This is a genomic window from Longimicrobium sp. (genome assembly GCF_036280135.1).
Taxonomy (GTDB): Bacteria; Gemmatimonadota; Gemmatimonadetes; order Longimicrobiales; family Longimicrobiaceae; genus Longimicrobium.
On record NZ_DASURI010000060.1, the window covers coordinates 1 to 4,230 of the forward strand.

The 4,230-nt window shown below is 68.6% G+C and carries 4 protein-coding genes and 1 pseudogene; all 5 read left to right on the forward strand.

Features of this window, described 5'->3' with window-relative positions:
* The coding region (locus VFZ20_RS02055) for a sigma-70 family RNA polymerase sigma factor (protein ID WP_329682152.1) at positions 1-773 on the forward strand (773 nt) is incomplete at its 5' end.
* Between the two features lie 96 nt (positions 774-869).
* Entirely contained in the window at positions 870-1,730 is an 861-nt protein-coding gene (locus VFZ20_RS02060) for an RNA polymerase sigma factor RpoD/SigA (RefSeq protein ID WP_329682153.1), read from the forward strand.
* Positions 1,731-1,799: 69 nt separating this feature from the next.
* Positions 1,800-2,279 carry a hypothetical protein gene (locus tag VFZ20_RS02065; RefSeq protein ID WP_329682154.1) on the forward strand — a complete coding sequence of 160 codons (480 nt, stop codon included), beginning with the start codon at positions 1,800-1,802 and terminating at the stop codon, positions 2,277-2,279.
* Between the two features lie 735 nt (positions 2,280-3,014).
* The gene (locus VFZ20_RS02070; RefSeq protein WP_329682155.1) at positions 3,015-3,917 is read left to right on the forward strand and encodes a ParA family protein; all 903 of its coding nucleotides are present in this window, start codon (positions 3,015-3,017) and stop codon (positions 3,915-3,917) included.
* A 1-nt stretch (position 3,918) separates the two neighbouring features.
* Positions 3,919-4,230 (forward strand): annotated as a pseudogene (locus tag VFZ20_RS02075) (hypothetical protein); the annotation flags it as partial.

Genomic DNA, 4,230 nt, shown 5'->3' on the forward strand with positions numbered 1-4,230 from the left:
ATCCGGTCCTGAGCAAGGACGAGGAGGTCCTCACGGCGCGCCGTGCACGCGCGGGTGATCAGGCGGCAGCGGACCACCTGGTCCGCTCCAACCTGCGGTTCGTGGTGATGATCGCGAAGAAGTTCCAGCACCAGGGGCTTCCCCTCCCCGACCTCATCGCCGAAGGAAACCGGGGACTGTTGCGCGCACTCCCGAAGTTCGATCCGGACATCGGCGCGAAGTTCATCTCGTACGCCTCGTGGTGGATCGTGCGGGCGATCCAGTCTGCGTTGCGCGAGGCTGCCGTCGTGCGGCCGAGCCAAAGCACCGGAATGAAGCTCCAGCGCATCCGGCGCGAGGCCGCCCGGCTGGCGCAGCGCCATCGAATCCAGCCGTCCGAGGCGGACATCGCCGAACAGCTCGGCCTGAGCGTGGACGAGGTCGCACACGCGCTTCAGCACGGGGAGACGCAGTCGCTCGACTCGCCATCGGGCGCTGACGACAGACGCCCGCTCATGGAGCACCTCGCGGATCCCGATGCCCCGCTGCCGGACGGAGAGGCCGAGTTCGCCGAGCGCGTGGCCGCGGTGCAGTGGGCCCTCAGCACGATTCCGGCGCGCGAGGCGCACTTTCTCACGCTGTACTTCGGGCTCAATGGCGAGGAGCCGATGACGATGCTGGAAATCGCCGAGAAGGTCGGGGTTTCCCGCTCCCGCGTTCAGCAGGTCATCCAGGCAGGGCTGAAGCGCCTCAGACACGCCTCCCGCACCGGGCGGCTGGCGGCGTGCCTCTGACGTCCAAGGCAACCGGGCGGGAGGACGGCGGCCCTTCCATGCGCACGAAGCGGGCTCCGGCAAAACGCCGGAGCCCGCTTCACTTTCCCACTCATCGTGTCGAACCGGATCCACATGCGAAAGACCTCACCGGCTCTCGACTCCCCCCCCTCGCTGGGGCTCTACCTCAAGGAAATCGCGCAGTACCCGATGCTCACCCGCGAGGAAGAGGTTCGCACCGCGCGCCGTGCTCGCGCGGGTGACACCGCGGCGGCGGAGCATCTGGCGCGCTGCAACCTGCGTTTCGTCGTGATGATCGCGAAGCGCTTCCAGCACCAGGGCCTCTCCCTCGCGGACCTGATCGCCGAAGGCAACCGCGGCCTGATGCGCGCCGTGCCCAAGTTCGATCCGGACCACGGTGCGAGGTTCATCTCGTACGCCTCCTGGTGGATCACCCAGGCGATCCAGACCGCGGTGCGGAACGCCGCGATCGTACGCCTGCCGGAGAAGCCGGAACAGCAGCGTCACCGGATCCGCAAGGAGGCGGAGAGGCTGGCGCAGCGGGAGCATGCCTCGCCGTCCGCCGGCGAGATCGCCGAGCACCTCGGGTTGGACTCCGACGACGTCGTCCGGGCGCTTCACCACGGCGAAACCCGGTCGCTCGAGGCGCCGGTTGCGCCTGACGGCAAGCTCCCCCTCCAGGAGAGCCTGGCGGATCCGGAGGCACTGCTCCCCGACGACGAGATCGAGGATTTCGAACGTGCCGCCGTGGTCCGCTCGGTTGTCGCGTCCCTGCCCCCGCGCGAGGCGCGCGTCCTCACGCTCTACTTCGGCCTCCACGGCGGGAAGCCGATGACGCTGCAGGAGCTCGGGGATCTGCTCGGCGTCACCCGCCAGCGCGCTCACCAGCTCCTGCAGGCGGGACTCAAGGGGCTGAGAGAACCCACCCGCGCCGCCCGGCTGCAGGCGTGCCTCTGACGTCCTCCCCGGAGCAGGCGTTCCCCGCCAACCAACCGCCTGCGCCCTCGCCCATCCACCCTCCCGCAGATGCACATCACGGTTCCGCCCCGCGCCCGGCTCCGGGTCGCGAGGCGGGGGACCGCACAGGAGCACACGATCAACCGTCACCTGGAGTGGCCGATGGGGAAGTTGAGCGCGAGAACCGATGCACATGGCGTGTTCAGGCTGTACTGCGGGGAGTGTGGTGCCAGCGTCACCTGCGGGGGCTTCGACCGGTCGGGCACCGCGATCCTGATGCTCTACCTCTGCCTGAACTGCGGGGAAGGCGAGGTTTTCCTGCGGCCGCACGTGTGGGAGAACGTGCTCGAAGCATGCCTGCCCCCGCGCTTCACGAGTTGGAAGCGGCCGACGTTCAACGAGATGCTCACGTCCCTGGCTGACGAGGTCGCACACAAGCTGCTGGAGCGTGATCGTGAATCCTGGACAGGGGAGAGCTGGACGCCCGGAAGCGATACCGGGCCATGGACCCCCGAGCGGGATTCCGGTTCGACGGATCAGCGCCCGTAAGCCCCGGATCACACCCCGGCCGACCTGCCCGGCGAGACGAAGAACGCAAGGAGGGGCCTGCCACATCGTGGCAGGCCCCTCGCAGGTGACGTTATCTGTCGTCCTTGTTCCTGATCCTCCATCGCACCGCCTTCGCTGCACCCCGCAAGATGATGTACACGTAGTAGGTGGCCTGGAGGAAGTGGAACCAACCCAGTTCCTCCATCTGCATTCTCCTTTCACCCGGATGGTGATCGAGCCGGCGCCGTCCGGGGCAGCACCCGCCGATTTGCTCTCTCTTATAAGTAGGGTCCTCTCCCCCAAAACATCGATTCCCTTTCACGTCCACGGCTCGTCGCCGGACTGCCGCCGCGAAGTACCCTCACAGATACATAGCGACCCTCCCGGAATTCACCGGGCGTACGGAAAATAAACGAGTTCCTTTCTTTCTCCGGCGGCGGCCGATCGGTCATCGGTGCTCCCTCCCATCCGTCATCATCTGCAATCAGCGCCCGGCTGACGTACGCACCCTTCAGATACGTACTTCCCAACGCTGTCACTCAGGACCAAACGACGCGGTTCGAGTCCAAATCGTGCTGAATAGGCCATTGTTCGCCTACGCGACTGCGTGACGGAGGCTTCCCCGGCTGCCGTCGCCCCGGCTACCCGGCCGCCCCGCCAACCGGGTCGGGCGGTGCCCGGCTGCCCGGGGTACCAATGGTGGACGTGGCTCGCACACTCCACCCCAGCACGCGCATGAGAATCCCCATCGTCAACCGGAAGGGCGGCGTCGCGAAGAGCACCACGACGATCAACCTTGGCGCCGCGCTCGCGCAGGCCAGCCAGCTGGGCATCGCCAGGCGGGACTACCGCACGCTGATCATCGACATGGACCCGCAGGCGAGCACGTCCTTCGCCCTCTCGCGCGGCGCGGAGGACGAGGGGCCGAACCTGGGCAGCATCCTCATGGAAGGGATGCACATCGAGGATGCCATCCTGCCGACCAGCACCTCGAACCTCTACCACATCAGCGCCTGCGAGGCGCTGGGCGACGAGGACGAGCTGGTGCGCCTCTCCCGCGTCGACGGCTTCCGTACCCGGCTGCGCGATGCGCTCGCCATGCTGGAGACGCCGTTCGACGTCGTCCTGTTCGACTGCCCGCCTGGCATCGGGCTCCCGATGACCCTGGCCATGATCGCGGGCGACCGGTTCATCATCCCGACGAAGCTGGAGCGGTTCTCCCTCCACGGGACGGGGCGGCTCTTCCGTTTCATGGAGCGGCTGATCGCGCTCCGGGAGAACAGCGCCGAGCCGATGGCCGACATCCTGGGGGTGCTGCTCACGGACCTGAACTACCAGTTCGTCGACGCGGCCGAGCGCGAGGCCGAGATCCGCGCGGACTACGGCACGGCCGTCTTCGACACGGTGATCCGACGCAACGTGACCATCGAGCGCGCGCAGGACCACTTCCACACGATCTTCCAGGAGGACCCGCGGCTCCGCTCGACCGGGGCACAGTGCTACCGCGACCTCGGCGCGGAGGTGCTGCTGCGCGGCATCGGCTGGAGCGCGGTGCAGCCGGCCGACCTCTCGCCGGACGTGCAGCTCCGGGGCGTCCGCCTGGGCCTGCTCCCGGCGCCGCACCCGGCGGCGGCCTGAGATGCCCGAGGGCAGCGTGAGACGCGGCCTGGAGCCGGTCCCCGGGCGCATCCCGCCGCTCCCCGGAACCGGACACCGGCGCGACGACGGCCCGCCGCCGCCCGAGGCGGCCCGGGCACCCGCCGCGGTCGCGCCGCCGCCCGCATCCCGTGCACCCGTCGCCACGGGCCGCACCGAGAGGAATGTTCGCCCCCGCGAGTTCCAACTCGACAAGGAGCCGCGGGACTACGTGGACACGACGGTGCACGCGATCCGGCTGCGGACGGAGACCTCCTTCGATCGGAGCGCGCTCGTGCGAGGGATCCTGAAGGCG